Genomic DNA, 17,427 nt, shown 5'->3' with positions numbered 1-17,427 from the left:
TGTGCTGTGACACCAGAAGAGTACCTTCCGATTCTCATGAAACGGCTCAACAAACGGCTTCCAGAGGTGAAGCTCTCTCGCCGGTATGTGAACGGTGATGCTCCGCTTCCTGAGATGGGTGACAACCTTCGCGAATCGTGGGTCGCTTTCCAGAAGAAGGCCCGCACAAACTACGGCGGCCGCACTTGTCAGTCGCTCGTGGGTCGCATTCGGCCAGTAGGTATTCGAATTGCGAATGAGTCTGTCGCGGATGTGGCCCGCCGTTACTGGCGTGATAATCGGCTTGGCATGGTGTTCGAAGACGCGATCTGGAACTCCATCGCAACCGGCTATGGGTACATTTTGACTCAAACGACGAGTGGCCGCCCAGTTCCTACTTCTGAACGCCCTGAGCAGATGATCACTCTTGCTGACCCGTTGCAGCCGTGGCGGGCGATTGCGGCGCTCAAAGCGTGGCGCGATCCTGTAATCGGGATGGACTATGCCACTGTCTGGGTGCCTGGACTTGAGCAACGTTTTTCCCGTCCGTCGAAGGATCAATACAATCGTCTGCGCTCGTTGCAGGAACATGGGTGGGTATCGCTCGGCATCACGGAAATTCATGGTGGCGTTCCGGTTCAGGTGCTCGAGAATGAGCATCGCGAAGCAGAGGTCACCGCTAATCGAGACGTGATAGATCGCATCAACACGAAGAAGTTGCAACGTCTCGCGACTGAAGCAATGCAAGCGTGGCGTCAACGAGTCATCGAGGGTGACCTGCCAGAAGAAGACTTTGACGGCAATGCGATCGATTACTCCACGACTTTCGAGGCCGCCCCGGGCGCGATCTGGGAACTTCCACCTGGCGTGACCATCAAAGAACTCTCTGACGGCTCTGCTGGCATCATGGCGATGCTCAAAGGCGAAGAGAATGATGTGCGCGAATACTGCGGCGTGACTGGCACCCCGATGTCAGCGTTCATGTCGGACTCGCAAAATCAGTCGGCCGAGGGCGCGATGAACGCGAAAGAGGGTGAAATCGCGAAGGCAGAAAAACGAATCAGTTTGTTCCGTCCCGCGATGGAAGGCGCAATCGTTGACGCGCTCCGCGAATACGGTGTCGACACTTCGGACACGGTGGAGATAGATTTCGCACCGCCAGCGTATGTGTCTTGGAACGAGAAAGCGCAAGCATCGTCTCAGGCCAGCGGCACACTCTCCCGTCGGTGGATCGCACGAAATATTTGGGGCATGTCCGAGGATCAGTTCCGCGAGATGGAAACCGATCTTGCCGCCGAACGCTTGGAAGTTCTCACGCTCACCGGTGGTGAAAGTGAAAAGCCAGGCCAAGATCAGGCGGCGATGAACCAGACATTTGACGCGCTCGGCAAAGCCGTACGTTCCGGTGTCTCGCCAGAGTCTGCCGCGCAGAAACTTGGGTTGGAGGACATCGAATTCACCGGCGCAACACCGGTGGCTCTGCGGTTGCCAGAGCGTGAAGCGCTAGGCATGGAGGAACGGTAGTGAGCGAGAGCGCAAGGCTGCTCGCTTATCAAGCTGCCACCGAACAGGTGCGTAGCCGGCTATTGATGTTCACGAATACGGCTTGGAACTCTCTAGGTTCCTACCGCGACCGTGAAATCGAGCAGCTCGTGAAGATGGTCGTTCCTCGTGTTCAAGCCGGACAGATCCAGGTTGCGAACCTCACTGCCGCCCATTTCCGATACGTCGGTGCGACCGCTGCGGTGGACCAACGTCTGGTTACTGGCGGTCGCGGAATCGCAGCAGACGAGGTATACCGGCGCCCAGCGCACACGGTCTATACGAAACTCTCCGAAGGTAAACCCCTCGCAGAGGCGGTATCCGCTGGACTCGACCGGCTGGGGTCACTCGTATCCACTGACCTGCAAATGGCGAAGGTTCGGCAAGCTGACCGCTCGTTGGCTTCGGCTGGCGTGGAAGCGTACAGGCGGGTGCTCACTGGGCGAGAGAATTGCGCACTCTGTGTGATTGCTTCCACGCAGCGGTATCACCGAGGCGATCTGATGCCGATCCATCCTGGCTGCGATTGTTCCGTAGACACGTTGCCCGCCGGCTGGAACCCAGACGTGCAGGTGATTGATCCTGCCCTTCTGGATCTGACACATGATGCGATCGCTTTGCATGTCGGTAAATCAGAAGCCGCAGCGCGCGACTTGGGAATCGGCAAGACCGACTCCAGAGGAAACCTGCTTTCGGATTACACCGATCTGATTATTAGCCGAGAGCGCAGCGAATACGGGCCCACGCTTTCCTGGCGTGACCATAAATTCACGCGCCGATCAGAAATCGACGCGCTCAACTAAACCACCTGCACTCCTGCAGGAACGGCCTCCACAAACGTGGAGGTTTTTTTATACCCGAACTGGGAGTAACTGAAATGTCAGAGCAACAACAGCAGACACAGACCGAAACCGAACAGGTCACCGATCCTGTGCAGCTGCCAGCCGATCACCCGTTGGTCAAAGCATACGAAGCGACCAAGGCAAAGAACGCTGAACTTCGCGAGAAGGCCACTCGCCTCGATGAATATGAAGAGGCTCAGAAGACTGAACTCGAGAAGGCGATTGCGCGCGCTGAGGCCGCTGAGAAGTGGAAGTCAGAGCGCGAAGCGCAGGACACTGCCGCCAAACTCGTCGCCGAGATTGCTAACGCCAAGGGTGTACCAGCGTCTGCCCTCCGGGGAAGCACAAAGGAAGAACTCGAGTCCCACGCGGACGAGCTCCTTGCGCTCATCCCAGCTAAGCCCAAGGTCGCCACCGACGCCAGCGGCGGGAACCGTGGTGAAGACATCGACGCTGCTGACGAACTCGAAGAAACCTTGCCCGGTATGGGGTCGCTCCGTGCCGGCTACGAACCACAACGAAAGGGGTAGCTCATGGCTATCACACTTCCAGAGGCAGCCAAGCTGTCTCAGACCTACCTGCAGCGCGGCGTCATCGAGACGTTCGTGCAGTCCTCACCAGTGCTGGACCGTATCCCGTTCCTCACCATCCAGGGCAACGCATACGCCTACAACGAAGAGGGCACTCTTCCAGGCGTCGCGTTCCGTGGCGTGAACGAGGGCTACCAGGAGTCCACCGGTACGGTCAATCAGAAGACCGAATCGCTCGTGATTCTGGGCGGCGATGCGGACGTCGACAAGTTCATCGTGAAGACTCGCGGTGACCTGAACGACCAGCGCGCAGTGCAGACAGCGATGAAGACTAAAGCTGCTTCATACAAGTTCCAGGAGACCTTCTTCAACGGCGATACCGATGTCGACCCAAAGAGCTTCGACGGGCTGAAGAAGCGCCTCACCGGCGCACAGGTCATCACCGGCGCGGCCAACGGTCTCCCGATCGTTGGAGACTCCGCCAAGGACATCCACGCATTCTTCGACAAGCTTGATGAGCTCGTGGCCGCGGTGCCAGGCCTCGACGGCGGGAACGGTGCCCTGTACGCAAACTCGACTCTGATCGGCAAGATCAAGTCAGCTGCACGACACATCTCGGCTGATGTGTTTGTGGAGAAGGACGCGAACGGCAAGCGCACCGTGGTCTGGAACGGTATCCCGATCCTCGATGCAGGCTCAACCGCTGCTGGTGCTGCGATCATTCCGCAGAACGAAACCCAGGGTAGCTCTTCGCTGGCATCTTCGATCTACGCGGTGAAGTTCGGCCAGGACGAGGGCGATCAGGCTGTGACCGGCCTCACCAACGGTGGCGTCCAGGTGACCGATCTGGGCGAGCTTGAGACCAAGCCTGCTTACCGTACCCGTATCGAGTTCTACACCGGTGTCGCCGTGTTTGGCGGCAAGGCTGCGGCTCGACTCACCGGCGTTCTGAACGGCTGATCGTGGCTCGCCCGAAGAAGGCTCCCGAGGTGGAGCCCGCAACTGAAGAGGTTGCGGAAGTGCCAGCTACTGAACCGACACCCGAGGTTGAGGCTCCCGAGGTGGAGCCCGCAACTGAAGGCGAGGATCAGTCCCGTTACGAAACGTTCGAAGCGACTCGGCCAGATGGCACGGTCGTGGAGATTTGCCGCAACCTCGATACCGGCGAGCAGACCGTTACCGAGAAACAGTGAATTGAGGTGAGGGCATGACTTTAGAGACGCTTGCCGATAAAGAAGACGTAAAGAAGATCTTCGGTCGTGACCTCACCCCGGACGAAGAAGCGCGGGTCGGAGCAATTCTGGACAAAGCTTCAGAGTTGTTCCGCTCCGCTTCCGGGCAGCAATTCACCGAGGGGCGGTCTACGGTTCGTCTGAAAGTTAATGGCGGCCGTGTGTACCTCCGGCAACGCAAAGTGGCCGAAGTGCATTCGGTGCGAGATGATACCGGGCGGACCGTGCCACACACGCTGCTTGGCCAATGGTTGACCGTTCCACGACGCTCGCACAGTTTCGTGATTGTCGATTACTCGCATGGCGGCGACGTGCCTGATCTTGTGCGGTTGACGATCGCTGACGTTGCGCGGCAGGTGTTGAGTATCAACCCCAATGCTGCCGAGGGTGTCACCCAGTACAGCGAAACAACCGGGCCGTTCACGGATCAATACACGTACGCGACTTGGGCGCAGGGAGGTTCTACCAGGCTTGCGCCGGATGATCTTGCGGTAGCTCAGTCGTTCAAGGTGAAGATCCCGAATGTGTGGGTGCAATCGGCATGAGCGAACAGATCACGATTCAGCGCGCAGCGGATGAAGCCGATGTGTACGGCGACCCGATTCCCGGTGTGTTTTCCGACCACATCACTTGGTTTGGGAAGTTTTCTCCAAACAATCCGTCAGAACCAAGCGAAGTTGGCCGCAACAAGGTCATCGCTGGTGGCGCGGTTTATGTCCGAGACCTACCAGTACGCCCTGATCTGCGTCCGACTGATCGCGCAATTGTCCGTGGGGTGGAATATGAGATTGATGGAGAAGTTAACGTCTGGGCGCGGTCGTCGTCATGGGCAATCCATTTTGTGGTGAAACTGGCGAAGGAGGCCAGATGAAAATCAGAGTAAAGTTCCCGACTGCTCGGGGCAGCAGGAACCACAAAGCAATCCGTGAAGCGGTTCTCCTGGACACCACTGGTAACTCGTTTGAAGACAAAATCTTCGCTGCGGCCGAGTCCGCTGCTTCAGACGGGCAGAAAGCCTATGTGACGCGCTCATATGGCCCAGCCGGACGCTTCGCAGTGGTCATCGCAGAGGACCGAGACTCCAGACGAAACCAGGACGGGGACAAAGGCTCGAAAACAGGGTCTGGAACCAGAATGGATCGGCGTAAGGCGCTACAGGCAACGCTTGCGAGGTTCCGCGTATGATCCCAGTTAACTGGCCAGATCAAACGCTTCAAGCGCTCCAGTATCTGCGTTCACGTCCCTCGCTTGCCGGAATTGTTTTCACTCGCACAAAGCAGTCAGGCAAACCGCTTCAGGTCGTAATCGACACTGAATACCAGCGTCTCGAGACACCAATATCGCGTGCTTGCACAGTGCTCTTGGAGTCCTGGTGTGAACGCGAGAACGGCACCGCTGACACGCCTGAATCGTTCCGAATCATGTCGCTTGTGCTCTATGAGCTTCAGCGCGCACCCATCGAGTTGACGAGTGTGGTTGGTTTCGAATCGCCTATCGGGCCTCGTGTCGTAAAAGACGATTCAGGGTTCGAGTACCACGAAGGATCACTCATCTGGGTGGTTACTTCCTAACCCATATTTATCCATTCGCCCTCGCAGATGCGGGGGCTTTTCCTTTTGCAGGAGGCTCACCATGAGCAAGCCCTCGTATGTTGACACAAACAACGATGCCGCAATGGCAAGACTCATCAAGACCGGCGCGATCTTTGTTCGCGAATCCGGCACGACCGATATTCCAACGAGCGCAACCTGGGTGCCGCAAAGCGTCGCATCGATCGTTGGCTACTACTCCGACGACGGCTTTAGCCTCACCCCAAACGCTGGCGATACGACTGAGCTCACCGGGCACAACGGTGACCCGATTGTTGCAGAGTCTGCGCCGGGTTTCTGGGCGCTTGCGTTTGCCGCGCTTGAGGGGAACAAGACAACCACGGAAACTTACTTTGACGTCGCTGTAGCCGCTGATGGTTCGATCACAGTTACTACTGCGGCCGCGAACAAGCGATACGACATTGTCACTGTCGGTGTAGACCAGCTTGACCGTCCGATTGTCATTCACTACCCAAATGTTCAGATCAGCGAGCGGGAAGGCGTGACGTTTAACCGGACAACCCTGCTCGCGCTCGGCATGACGTTCCGCACGTTTAAGGGAAGTGCCGCAGCACCGTACATGTTCAAAGCATGGGGCTTGGCTTCTGCCGGCGAGAACTCGGACGCTACCGGGTGGACGGTGGCGGTGTCAGGTTCTCCAAGTGGCGGCACCTACCGCCTCATCGTCGACGGCTTCGCCACCCCTGAAATTGCGCATGATGCCGACAACGCGACCATCACTGCAGCGGTGAACGGACTCTCCGGAGTGACCGGATCGACCGCCGCCGTCACTGGCACCGCGACCAAGACTCTGACTTTCACGAACGCCGTTAACGTGCAGGCCACTTCTGCACTGACAGGTGGCACAACGCCAGGCGTGGTTGTTACGAAGCTCTAGTTAAACCCCCTGGGGCGAGGCGCAACCTCCTTGCCCCAGGGTTCTACCCAAAGGTTGCACACGAAAGGTTGCACCATGTTTGAACTAGACAATTCCGAGCTTGAAACTCGGTTCATCGACTTTGGCAGCAAAGGCAAAGTGCTGTTCCAGCTTCCTGTACTCGGCGACGACGGAGTGCCGATGGGCATTATGTCGGCATTTGGGATCTTCTGGGACAAGTTCCAGCAAGCCCGAGACCTTACAGAGAGTGAAGTTGCTTCTGCCTGGTCGTTCTTCATTCAAACGCTCGCTGACTCCTACCCAGACGCGACCCGCCAGCTGGCGCGGCTCGACCGGAACCAGTTCAAGGGAGTGCTTGAACACTGGGTGCAGAAATCTCAGGAGATTGCGGGCTACGACCCAAAACAGCACTGACGGTTACCGCTATCTATTTCCATCACCGTGCCGCGCTCGAATATGACTTTCGGGCGCGGTTTGGTTTTGGGGTCGAGCGTATTGACCGTCAAGAACTCACATGGCAGCAGCTCGCCTCACTTGTAACGGGGCTGATGAACGATCACATGTCGCATACCTTCGCGTCAACTCAAGGCTGGTCCTACGTCCCGTCTGCCGAGGAATTTTTCTTTTACAACGAGCTGGACGTGAAAGCGCTGATGAATCGGGGCAAGAACCAGCCGTCCCCGCAGCCAGTGAAACGTCCATGGGAACAACCGCGGGAGAACGCGCCTGTCCGGCAAGACCCTGAGCATCAGGCGCGCCTTGAGCGGCTGCAGATGCGACTTGGCATACCTGCCACATAAACCGCGAGCTTGTTGCCGCCCGAGATAAGGAGCCGCGATGAGCGAAGGCGTTCTTTATGTAGAAATCATGCCATCCACCAAGGGCATCGGAAAAGCGGTCGAGAATGACGCGAGTGCCGCATTTGCTGGGGCGGAAAAAACCGGCACCTCCTTTTTCAAGAAGATTGGCGGTTGGGCAAAAGCCGGGGCGCTTGCCGTTACCGGAATGGTCGCCGCGGTTGGCGCTCTTGCCGTTGGCGGGGGCATTTCTCGCGCACTGAACATTGAAGACGCGCAAGCAAAGCTCAAGGGTCTCGGCCACGACACCCAATCAGTCGAAACGATTATGAAAGACGCGCTTGCTTCGGTGAAAGGCACCGCGTTTGGTCTGGATGCTGCAGCTACCACCGCTGCAGCAGCGGTTGCATCCGGGATCAAACCTGGCCAGGAGCTTGAGAAGTATTTGCGGCTCACTGCCGACGCAGCGACGATCGCTGGCGTTTCGATGGAGGAGATGGGCTCCATCATCAACAAGGTCCAGGCCAAGGGCAAAGCCCAAATGGAGGACCTCAACCGGCTCACTGAACGTGGCATTCCGATCATGCAGATGCTCGCTGACGAATACGGCGTGACCGCGGAAGAGATGTCCAAAATGGTGTCCCGCGGAGAGGTAGATGCAGAGCGTTTCCGCGCAGCACTGGAGAAGAACCTGGGCGGCGCTGCGCTCGAATCCGGGAACACGACACGTGGCGCCCTCGCCAATCTCATGGCTTCACTGTCGCGACTCGGGTTGGTGTTTATCGGAGATGGACTAGACGGAGCGAAAACATTCTTCAACGAGATGACAACCATCTTCGACGGAATTGCTGAGCGAATCGGACCAGTCGTCGATTGGGTGCAAGAAAAGCTCGGCGGCATGTTCCAGATCGAAGGAATGGGCGAACGGTTCCTCTCCTTCATTGACTCGCTGAATATCGGCGATGTTATCGGCCAAGCCTTCTCCAACAAAGGGTCGATGGTTGAGGCCGGCCTCGGTATTGCGACATCGCTCATCGAGGGAATGATTGCCGGAGTGCCACAGATTGTGGAATCCGCTACCGGCCTTGTGGAACAGATCGTTGGGGCGCTTCAACAACATGCGCCAGCCCTGATCGCTGGCGCCGCGACACTATTCCTCGGACTCGCCACAGGGCTCCTTGAAGCGTTGCCAGGAATCGTTGAATCAGTCCTCGGGCTTATCCCAATGCTGCTGACTGCACTCATTGGGATGCTTCCGGCACTCATCGAGGGAGGAGTGCAGCTGTTTATGGGGCTGGTGCAGTCTCTCAGCACAGTCCTTCCACAGATCATCAACGCTCTGGTTGAAGCGATTCCGCAGATCATCGATGCAATCGTGACGGCGATCCCGCTTGTCGTTGCGGCGCTCGCCAATGCGCTCCCGCAAATCATTGATGGCGCCCTTCAGCTTTTCCTTGGACTTGTCCTGGGAATCGCTCAGGCAATACCGGAAATCGTGACGGCTGTTGTGGGACTGATTCCAGTGCTCATCACCACTCTCATCGGGATGATCCCCGTTCTCGTTGAAGGCGCTGTGCAACTGTTTACCGGCCTGCTCCAAGCGTTGCCGGTGATCTTGCCGCAGCTCATTACCGGGATCTTTGACACTTTGCTCGCCGTTGTAGGTGCGCTTGTTGAATCCATCCCGTTGATATTGGATGCAGCGATCACGCTATTCACGTCTCTTATCGAGGCGATACCAGTGATTCTGCCTGACCTCATCATGGCGCTCATCGGCATGATCCCGGTTATTGTGCAAGCACTCATTGGTCTCGTCTCGACACTTGTATCAGCTGCAGTGCAACTATTCATGGGCCTGGTTATCGGGCTCGGGACGGTACTGCCGAAACTATTTCACAAGCTCGGCGAGGTCTGGCCTGGTATCTGGAACTCCATCAAGGCGATACCTGGGAAGATGGCCGATTTCGGCAAGAACATTATCCAGGGACTCATCGATGGCGTCTCTTCCATGGTCTCCAACGCAGTAAACGCGGTACAAGACGTCGGCGGGAAGATGCTCGATGGAGTGAAGTCATTTCTGGGTATTCACTCGCCGTCGCGTGTGTTTCGTGATCAGGTCGGAAAAATGGTTGGGCTGGGCCTGCTCGCAGGCATCGAAGACCAAGCAATTTCTGCACGGATCGATACCGCAGTTGATCATCTAGTGAGTGTGCCAGGAGAGGGTGCACAAGCTGCCGCGGCAGGTGTGCAAGTTGTCGTTCAAGGAAACGTCTACGGCGATCCAGACCATGTTGGCGAAGTAATCACCCATAAGGCTCGGCGCGCCCAAGCAGCTTACGGAACGAGGAATATCAAATGATCCGTCACGAGTTGCGAATGCCGCACCCATTTCAACAATCTCGATTTGTTGTGTGGGATCTCACCGATGGCATCTGCCGCATCGAAAACGCGGCTGGAGTGACGGTAGAGACAACCGCTGGCGCGACAGTGCTTGATCGCGGCATTGAGGGCATGGGACACCCGAAAGCTGAGGTGTTTGCAAGCGAGACACCGCGCAGCCCGGGCAGGCGACGAACCGGAACGAAAGCGGTTGAAAGGTCCGCCTTTCTTCCAGTGGTCATCAATGCGCGAGGGGCGGAATGGACAACTATTCAGGGGTTCTTGTGGTCATGCTTGAGCCCGGATCGGGAAGCCTTCTGGCGCGTGCATGCTCCAGACGGCTCCTGGCGTGAACTCGCTGTCTTTCTAGACCCATCAGATTCGGTGTACCGCCTCGACCCGACAGAGTTCGCATCTGCTCTTGGTATCGGCCTGGTTGCGGATGATCCGTTCTGGTTGGGGCCAGAGCAAGTCGCGGCGACTGCTGCTGAACCGTCTGGTGCGCTGTTCTTTGGGAATGGTGCACCTTCGTTCAATATTTCTGCTGGCAGCCAGGACGGTTCGACTGCGTTGACGGTGGCCGGTGACGTGGACGTGTGGCCGGTGCTTACTGTGCAGGGGCCGGCGTCTGGTTTCCGTGTAGCGCCGTTGTTTGATCCGGGCGAGGTGACTGGCGCGGTGAACGTGTCTGCCGCGCAGAAACTGGTGATTGATTTCGACCCCCGATCGCAGGCGGCGATGCTTCGCGCATCTTCTGCCACTTCTGGTGGCACGAACGTGACCGCGCAGTTGGCTACACGGAAGTTTTTCCCTGTGGCAGCGAACGTTTCAACTCAGAGCATGGTCGTGCTCTTGTCGATGATCGGTGCAGGCCGCGCGACGCTCACGTATCGGCCTCGTTATTGGAGGGCTATCTGATGGCTATTTTGAATGACTCGTTGGTGATTCAGTTGGCGTCTCCTGACTATCAGGAGGATTGGGGAACGGTTGGTGACCCGATCTATGCGACATTGGATCGCTACCGGAAGCAGGCTGGCCTTTTCGAAATGTCGGTCGCCGCGGATTCACCTGTCCGTGAGTTGCTGATGCGTGACGGGTGTGCGGTGCGGGTGATGTTCCGTGGCCGTGTTGAGTTCATGGGGCATGTGTATTTGCGTCAGGGCGGTGTTGCCGAGGACTCACCGGTGACGGTGTTCGCTCGCGAGGAAACCGAGGTGCTTGACCATACGCTCGCATGGGTGGCACCAAAGCCGATCACGCTGGCGGGAAGTTTTGGCGGCATCTATTCGAGCGGCAGTATCGAACCTGCCGGGACGGTGAAGGATTACGCGCAAGCTTTCCCGGACCCTTGGCTTGACCCTGGCCACTATATGTGGACGATCCCGTTCTTCTATGCTGATGATCCGCTTGCGTGGGGGATCACGAAACCACAAACGGTGGGGGCGTTCATCGGGACCCTCATGCAACTGAACCTTGCTCGGGTCGGCTACAAGCGCGCGACTTTGTTCTCTGCGGATTCACACATGAACATGGTGTCTTCTTCGTTTGGTGCCCCATTCAAGGTGGTGTCTGACGAAGCTGCGGCATCGTGGGAGCGTCCGGTAGACCCTGTTCCTTGGGTGGAGAGTTTCCCTGGCATATCGCCAAGGTTTCAAACGTTGCGGGAGGTCGCGAACGCGTTTCAGGACTGGGCTGACGAGCATGACGATCGTTCATTCAACTTCTATGCCGACGGCGACATCGGTATCGGCTCATATGGGGTGAGGCTCGGCTACCGGATGGGCGAAACACCCTATCCGGTTCCGTTGTCGGTGACTGCTGGCACGGTCGTTGACGGCGACTGGTCAGTGAGTGAGCATTCCGGATCGAGGATCATCCTCGGCGGGCCGGGCGAACAGCATGCGCGTCTCTTCCAGGAACGCCGAAACGCGGACCGCGAATCGTATGGCCGTGTTATTGAAACGTTCAAGGATGCGACCGGTGCGAAACTCACCGCGATCAACAACACCGGCTATGACGGTGCTCCACGTGAATACTTCGTGGACGATCAGGTGCCAGACGGTTACAAGCAGACCGCACGCCGCTACTTCGACCAGCAAGGCGCCCGCTATCTGAACGAGTCCGGCCCGGAGACCTCCATCTCGGTGACGCTCCGCGAATCTGGGGAGATTTACTACGGCGGCGAGGCCGGGTATCGGTTGGGGCAGAAAGTCACAATCGATCTTGGCTGGATCGAGTTCGAAAAACGTGTGGAGCGCGTCACTATCTCACTCTCGAAGACCGAGGGGTTGAGGGTGCTCCCGTATGTCGGTTCCGAGGTCGCAACAAATGATGAGGCTGCCGCTCGCGCGATGCGTGCACTTGCCTCTCATCAACGACGCACCACGTCTGAAAGGTAAATGATGGCTGACAAATTTGTTGGGTTCCAAGGCACCGTGGACGAGGTGCAGTGGGCTGCGTTGATGGCTGGTATCGGCCAGAAGTACACGCTCGTTGCTGGCGATCCGGTGCGTGCGAGCGGGCGGGTAGTGTCTATCGACCCGCGTGCACAAATCGGGTGCGGTGTGCTGTATGAGCATGATGCAGTCAAAACTGTGACAGTCCCGACCCCGGCGACAGGGCAGTGGCATTTGCTTGTTGCTCGGCGCGTATGGTCGTCCCGAACAGCATCGTATGTGCTGGTTGCGGGGAACGTGACAGCTGACGCGGCACAGACCGCGCCGCCGGCAACCCTCCCCGCCGCCCGCAATAAGACTGTCGGGCTGACTGATGACGAACCGATCGCTTGGGTGCATGCGCGGGCTTCAGTGACCACGCTCAGTTTGTGGCAAATGTCGGTAAAACGGGACGGGCGCGTACCCGGGCTGTGGGCCCTGTTTGATCCGAACGAGCAAGGCATCTATCGCGCATATTCCGAAACTGATGGCGCAGAATACTCTTGGTCTGGTTCCGCTTGGAGGCCAGGTGTAAGTAAAAGCTACGTATCCGTGTACGGATTGCAGCGCGCAATTACGACGGCCACAACGGCTATGACCTGGGACATCCCGAATGCGCCACTCAACAAGGGTGGCTATCTGAACCCAGCGCAAAACACGCGCATCATCGCCCCGGTAAAAGGCATCTACCGGGTTGCCTACAACATTCGGCAAAACGGCGTAACTACCTCGACGTCACTGCTATACCGCAACGGCGTGATTATCAACCCGGGTGGACTTGATAACGGTGCCTCAGGAGTTGCTGGCGCTGCAGTGACCCTGGGCGGTGGCGGCGTGTATTCGCTAAACGCTGGTGACTATCTCGAAGTGTATGTCGTCTCGACCGCCGCGACGGCAGGAACGGTGTGGACAAGCGGCAGCACTTTCTCGCTCGAACTCATCGAAGCATTGTGAGGTGGAAGATGAACGACTTCTATTCCAATCCTGATCTTAATGATGGTTTCGCTGCGACTGCAGGTCGTGCTCGCCCGCATCGTGGTCTTGACTTTCCCAAGCGTGAGGGTGTGCCGGTGCCTGCATGGGCTGCAGGCGTCGTCGTGACCTCTGAATATCATTCCGGACTTGGCTGGGTGGTTGAGACCGATAGTGGCTCCGTGTTTCCCGGCTATTGCCACCTCATTAGGCAAGGCCTTCCCGTTGGCACAGTTGTTGGTCTCTGGGATGTGATCGGGTATGTCGGGAATACCGGTACGGAATCGCTGGGCCCACATTTACACACCACGGCGGGGAATCATCGGGGCGCAGTGTTTGGTGCGTCAATGGCGAACCTGCAAGATCCTTGGCCGTTGATTCAGGCCACCACGAACAGATCCGCTCGGGCGGAGGAAGAAGACGAAGATATGCCTGATTCGATGTATGCCGTTGTCGACGGTGTTCAGTCTTGGTGCTGGATCAACTGGGCGACCGGGCGAGTGTTCGCGTGCCATACGCAGGCGGAGGCGAACTGGGTAGCTGGGTATATGGGTCCAACGAAGAAAGACTTTTCGAAGGATCCAGACAAGGGCACTGGCCGGTACAAGAACCTTTTGGCGATGCTCGGTATCCTCGCGCCCAAGGTGGAGATTATCGGCGGCGCACTCTCCGAGGCGGATTTGAAGCGTTTGCGTGACCAGATTGATGCTGGTGTCGCTGGCGCGCTTTCCGGCCTCACCCTGAAGGCAGCCGTATGAGCGAAGACGCAGAGTCCTATTCGCAGGCCGAGATTGTTCGGCTTCTTAAAGGGCTCTCGGACGATATGCGTGATCTTCGCGGCGAGGTGCATGCGCTCGGTGCAACGTTTGTCACTCGAGCGGAGCTTGCTGCATGGCAGACCTCGTATGACCGTGAAATCAAGGAGCTCAAGGAGAACACGAAGCCAGCGAAGGTGTCCGGGTGGACTATCGCCGGATTCGCTCTTTCCGCGATCGTTGGGCTCGGCTCGCTCCTGGGCCTTGCGATCACCCTCATTACTGTTTTGAAGTAAAGGAGAGTGCATGTCTGCACCAACACCAAACGACCTCGGCAACGTCATCACTTCTGATTTCGCACGCCGGCTCATCTACTCGGCCTATGTGATCGCTGTGTTGCTGATCGGCGCGGCACAGGTTGCCTATGCTGGCGCTGAAGCTGGTGCACCACAATGGCTGATCATCGCTCAACAGGTCGCCCTCTATCTGGGCGTGCCTATTGGCGGTCTTGCCGTAGCGAATACCAAGCACGGCAAGTACGCTGCCGAATAACTGAATACAAAGAATGCCTCCGCTCGCTCCGTGATGGAGTTGAGCGGGGGCATTTTTGCTTTGCCGTTTGGAATCCCTGTGGCATGCTGGGCGGATGGTGAAAAAGCGTCGCACCGGCTGGCTTATCGGCATATCCGTCTCTGTTATTTCTAGCATTGCGGTTGGTGGATACTTTGGCTCAACGGCTGTGATCGCCTTTTCCACAGCGAGCGACCTGACCGCGCAAGCTGCTGGTATGGACAGTGAAATAGCTGACGCTACCGAGTACATCGGGTTTCACGAAACAGCCAAGAAAAAAACGGACCAAGATATTTTGCGTGTGACAAACGAGTTATCGAATGCCGACTGGCAGCTCAGACCATTCAAAGAACGTGAGCTCGGGCATTTGACTCAAGAATCAATTGACAGATCTGCTCGGCTTCTGGAACTAAACGGTGAACTCGCTACTATGCGAGGCGAGCAGATCGGTCTGAACCTGCGTGCCACCACGGAGACAGCATACGGAGAGCGGCAACTGCTCATTGGCGGTCTCTTTGTCCTGCTCCTTGTAATTGTGCTTTTGCTAATGATATTCGGCGCACGCCGTGGAACCGCCGCTGATCAAGTTCTGGCGAAAACCGAAATTGACTAGCGCACGACGTAAAGCATCTGCCACCCGTCCGGCGCGAGCGCATGGATTGACGTTTTGTGGCCACCGACATTCGCCTGTTTCTTCTCCCGTGAACAGTGCTACAAAGTGGTGTTGGCGTTTTAGGCTTTCTTTCGGTTTCCGAGGCGAACGTGAGTTCAGTTTCCGGTTTCTGCCTGCCCCTGTCCGCGTTCAGCGTTGGCGGGGGTTTTCTTTGTCTGGCCGCCTGGGTTTTCATTTGAAGTCGGTTCAATTAATATTCTTGGCAGGTTGCCGGGGTGCTCAGCTGCGAGTATCACGACCACAGCTGCCAAATGCCCCCGCCGCTCTTTCGAGCCGGCAGGGGCATTCTTTGTGTGTGTATCTACTTCGCTTGCTTACGGCGGGTCAGCATGAGTGCCAAGCCCGCGACAAGTGCGACACTGGCAGCGATAGGCGGTACAAGGTTTGGTGCGTCAGTGCCAGTGTTGGGCAGCCGCTTGGGTGTAACCGTTTGTGTGGGCTGCCCAGTCTTTGGATCTGAGCCTGTGCTCGGGTTTCCGGCGAGTTTCACGAGCAGTGTTTTTACTTGTGAGTCTGACGCCGTGTAGTTCGCATCGCCGAAATAGTATGCGGTGATGTTGTATGTTCCTACGGAAGGTGACACGGTAACGCTTGCTACCCCGTCAACGATAGGACTGATTCCCACGAGCGTGGTCCCGTTGTAGAACTCGACGTTGCCGCTTGGGTAGAGTCCGCTAACGGTCGCGGTGTAGGTGGTTTGGTCGCCGTCAACGATTTCCGTGGGAGAGATATCGAGAGTGGTGGTGGTTTGCGTTCGAACCACGGTGAGAGTGCCAGTGCCAGTGGACGGTTCAGTTGCCCCAGGGACTCCGCTGTAGCGTGCAGTGATCGTGTGTGTGCCAACGGCGATGTTGTTCGCAATAAACGATGCTGACCCAGTCGCAGGATCGATAGAGGCTGTGACAAGCTCAGAACCGTCGAGCAGGAACGTGACTGTGCCAGAGAGGTCAGCGCCAGGGGTGTCACTTGCTGGAGTTGCGGTGATTGTTGCGGCAGTGTCTGTATCTACTGTCGGGGCATCGACAGACACTGTGGAAGAACCCAGTAGGTTGACTGTTACCTCACCTGGCCCCGAAATCTCATACCCGAAATTCCCATACAAGGGAGTCCAAGCATAGCTGGTGAGATACATCTGGTAGGTGCCAGCCGCGAGCGTGATATCTGACTGGTCGTCCACGCTCTCGACACAGTTGCTGACATCGTTTACGTCAAGGGCGCCATCCATGATGACAAGACGCCCGTCTGGAACTAAAAACATGTTCAGGGATGCTTTGTCAGTGAAACGATACTCACCGGAGACGGGGACGATTAGCTCAGCTTGCGCATAGGAAGATGTAACCGGATACCAATTGGCTGGGGTATTGCATGTCCCGGTCCCTGGGAAGGAAGTCAGCCTTGGGCTTTGGCTGGTGAGCGTGTAGTCCACTGCGACTGTGACGTTGGCGTGTGCTGGTGTGGCGAAGAGCAGGCTGGCTGCTGCGAGTGCTACGACTGTGAGGGCACTCTTGAAAGGAAGACGCATGAATCCAAAAATAGTGAACCACGGGCGGGTGCAAGACTCTTTGCGCGAACTGAAATAGATGGTGCGCGAATTGTGTATACCAAGATGCACCCGTTCGCTCAGCAAAGGAGTCGGGCGGGGGCATTCTCGTGGCGCGGTGAGTTAATCCCACACGATTTCGGCGTCTGGCAGTCTGTCGATCAGTCTTGCTGCCAATCCGATTGACCAGTCGCGTCCGCGAGCATGGGCACCGAGAATCATTGGCGCGCCATCGTTTGCGAGTTGGATTATTCGTGCAAGGTCGGCATCGTGTTCGGCGCGCAGTCGATGAATGTTAGCTACTGCATTTGCGCTTGCCGCGTATGTACCGCTTAACCAGTTACTTACCGACATTTTTGATACCCCGATTGCGTCGCCAAACGCTCGTTGCGTGAGGCCGGTAAGGTGGAGCGTTGCAGCGATTTGTGCCGCGGTCATTGTGGGCTTCACGGTGGCCTTTCTTTCTGGTGGGGTCTAGTTTAAATCCGGTCGTTGGTTTGGGCGAGTAGCTTTGCTTTGCATTTTTTGGACACCCGTATAAGCTTCGATAAGGGAGATTCACCCGCTCATTCTTGCCGGAAGAAGCTTCCCTGTTTTGGGCCATCTGATTGGCGAGGCCGCATCCCCTTAAATGTGGCCGTGTCCCTGCCCTGGGGGGCAGGGGCATTCTCGCCGAGCAGAATTGCGTTGTGCC

General features: G+C 57.2%; 20 protein-coding genes. 18 read left to right on the top strand and 2 right to left on the bottom strand.

What is annotated here, in order from left to right; genetic code table 11:
- Positions 1–6: 6 nt before the first annotated feature.
- From QBL02_RS13060 to QBL02_RS12975, 18 genes are all read left to right on the top strand, one after another.
- Positions 7–1,503 carry a phage portal protein gene (locus tag QBL02_RS13060; protein WP_282726862.1) on the top strand — a complete coding sequence of 499 codons (1,497 nt, stop codon included), beginning with the start codon at positions 7–9 and terminating at the stop codon, positions 1,501–1,503.
- Positions 1,503–2,324, top strand: coding sequence for a hypothetical protein (locus QBL02_RS13055; RefSeq protein ID WP_282726861.1), 822 nt, complete (start codon positions 1,503–1,505; stop codon positions 2,322–2,324). Before QBL02_RS13060 ends, QBL02_RS13055 begins: the two co-directional genes overlap by 1 nt.
- Before the next feature lie 74 nt (positions 2,325–2,398).
- On the top strand, positions 2,399–2,893 hold the full coding sequence (locus QBL02_RS13050) for a hypothetical protein (RefSeq protein WP_282726860.1): 495 nt from the start codon (positions 2,399–2,401) through the stop codon (positions 2,891–2,893).
- 3 nt (positions 2,894–2,896) lie between these two features.
- The gene (locus QBL02_RS13045; protein ID WP_282726859.1) at positions 2,897–3,853 is read left to right on the top strand and encodes a major capsid protein; all 957 of its coding nucleotides are present in this window, start codon (positions 2,897–2,899) and stop codon (positions 3,851–3,853) included.
- 2 nt (positions 3,854–3,855) lie between these two features.
- Positions 3,856–4,086, top strand: coding sequence for a hypothetical protein (locus QBL02_RS13040; RefSeq protein WP_282726858.1), 231 nt, complete (start codon positions 3,856–3,858; stop codon positions 4,084–4,086).
- 14 nt (positions 4,087–4,100) lie between these two features.
- Positions 4,101–4,670, top strand: coding sequence for a hypothetical protein (locus tag QBL02_RS13035; RefSeq protein WP_282726857.1), 570 nt, complete (start codon positions 4,101–4,103; stop codon positions 4,668–4,670).
- Positions 4,667–4,996, top strand: coding sequence for a hypothetical protein (locus QBL02_RS13030; protein WP_282726856.1), 330 nt, complete (start codon positions 4,667–4,669; stop codon positions 4,994–4,996). Before QBL02_RS13035 ends, QBL02_RS13030 begins: the two co-directional genes overlap by 4 nt.
- Before the next feature lie 310 nt (positions 4,997–5,306).
- The gene (locus QBL02_RS13025) at positions 5,307–5,696 is read left to right on the top strand and encodes a hypothetical protein (protein WP_282726855.1); all 390 of its coding nucleotides are present in this window, start codon (positions 5,307–5,309) and stop codon (positions 5,694–5,696) included.
- Positions 5,697–5,757: 61 nt separating this feature from the next.
- Positions 5,758–6,612: a hypothetical protein gene (locus QBL02_RS13020; protein WP_282726854.1), complete on the top strand. Its 855-nt coding sequence runs from the start codon at positions 5,758–5,760 to the stop codon at positions 6,610–6,612.
- A gap of 75 nt (positions 6,613–6,687) precedes the next feature.
- A complete protein-coding gene (locus tag QBL02_RS13015) occupies positions 6,688–7,026 on the top strand; it encodes a hypothetical protein (RefSeq protein WP_282726853.1) in 339 nt (112 codons plus the stop codon).
- Between the two features lie 423 nt (positions 7,027–7,449).
- Complete coding sequence (locus QBL02_RS13010) at positions 7,450–9,768, top strand: tape measure protein (RefSeq protein ID WP_282726852.1); 2,319 nt, start codon at positions 7,450–7,452, stop codon at positions 9,766–9,768.
- Positions 9,765–10,706, top strand: a complete 942-nt coding sequence (locus QBL02_RS13005) for a hypothetical protein (protein ID WP_282726851.1) — start codon at positions 9,765–9,767, stop codon at positions 10,704–10,706. Before QBL02_RS13010 ends, QBL02_RS13005 begins: the two co-directional genes overlap by 4 nt.
- Complete coding sequence (locus QBL02_RS13000; RefSeq protein WP_282726850.1) at positions 10,706–12,187, top strand: hypothetical protein; 1,482 nt, start codon at positions 10,706–10,708, stop codon at positions 12,185–12,187. Before QBL02_RS13005 ends, QBL02_RS13000 begins: the two co-directional genes overlap by 1 nt.
- A gap of 3 nt (positions 12,188–12,190) precedes the next feature.
- On the top strand, positions 12,191–13,177 hold the full coding sequence (locus QBL02_RS12995; protein ID WP_282726849.1) for a hypothetical protein: 987 nt from the start codon (positions 12,191–12,193) through the stop codon (positions 13,175–13,177).
- An 8-nt stretch (positions 13,178–13,185) separates the two neighbouring features.
- Positions 13,186–13,953 (top strand): M23 family metallopeptidase, encoded by a 768-nt coding sequence (locus QBL02_RS12990; protein WP_282726848.1) that lies wholly within the window; start codon positions 13,186–13,188, stop codon positions 13,951–13,953.
- Entirely contained in the window at positions 13,950–14,246 is a 297-nt protein-coding gene (locus QBL02_RS12985) for a hypothetical protein (RefSeq protein WP_282726847.1), read from the top strand. Before QBL02_RS12990 ends, QBL02_RS12985 begins: the two co-directional genes overlap by 4 nt.
- 10 nt (positions 14,247–14,256) lie before the next feature.
- A complete protein-coding gene (locus tag QBL02_RS12980) occupies positions 14,257–14,502 on the top strand; it encodes a hypothetical protein (RefSeq protein ID WP_282726846.1) in 246 nt (81 codons plus the stop codon).
- Positions 14,503–14,596: 94 nt separating this feature from the next.
- Positions 14,597–15,133, top strand: a complete 537-nt coding sequence (locus tag QBL02_RS12975) for a hypothetical protein (RefSeq protein ID WP_282726845.1) — start codon at positions 14,597–14,599, stop codon at positions 15,131–15,133.
- 361 nt (positions 15,134–15,494) lie between these two features.
- Here QBL02_RS12975 and QBL02_RS12970 read toward each other — a convergent pair whose 3' ends face one another.
- Both QBL02_RS12970 and QBL02_RS12965 read right to left on the bottom strand, forming a co-directional pair.
- On the bottom strand, positions 15,495–16,715 hold the full coding sequence (locus QBL02_RS12970) for an Ig-like domain repeat protein (RefSeq protein ID WP_282726844.1): 1,221 nt from the start codon (positions 16,713–16,715) through the stop codon (positions 15,495–15,497).
- Positions 16,716–16,856: 141 nt separating this feature from the next.
- The gene (locus QBL02_RS12965; protein ID WP_282726843.1) at positions 16,857–17,171 is read right to left on the bottom strand and encodes a helix-turn-helix transcriptional regulator; all 315 of its coding nucleotides are present in this window, start codon (positions 17,169–17,171) and stop codon (positions 16,857–16,859) included.
- Between the last annotated feature and the right edge of the window lie 256 nt (positions 17,172–17,427).

This window comes from Leucobacter sp. UT-8R-CII-1-4, assembly GCF_030010235.1.
Lineage (GTDB): Bacteria > Actinomycetota > Actinomycetes > Actinomycetales > Microbacteriaceae > Leucobacter.
This window is presented reverse-complemented; position numbering and strand designations above follow the sequence as displayed.